Genomic DNA, 243 nt, shown 5'->3' with positions numbered 1-243 from the left:
TGATTTAAGACCTGTAAATTTATCTTCTTGATTGTTATTTGATTTGCTATCTTTATTGTTTTTATCTTCTAGGATATAGTTAGCTCCTATACTAAAGTTTGTTCCCTTAGCATAGCTTGTATTTGATAGGTTCTCATAGCTTAGGGTATTTGTTTTTAAATTTAGGTTATGGTTATCTATAAAGGTATTATCTTTATCATACTCTCCTGCTGCTAGTAGTGATCCTTTTAGATGAGTGTTTTT

Annotated in this window: 1 protein-coding gene; it reads right to left on the bottom strand. The window is 29.2% G+C overall.

All coding sequences use genetic code 11. The features are described 5' to 3' along the window. The coding region (locus UNSWCS_RS12245; protein ID WP_035144296.1) for a hypothetical protein at positions 1 to 243 on the bottom strand (243 nt) is incomplete at both ends.

This window comes from Campylobacter concisus UNSWCS (assembly GCF_000466685.1).
Classification (GTDB): Bacteria; Campylobacterota; Campylobacteria; order Campylobacterales; family Campylobacteraceae; genus Campylobacter_A; species Campylobacter_A concisus_A.
Note: the sequence above shows the minus strand (reverse complement) of the source record. Positions and strands in the feature narration are given on the sequence as shown.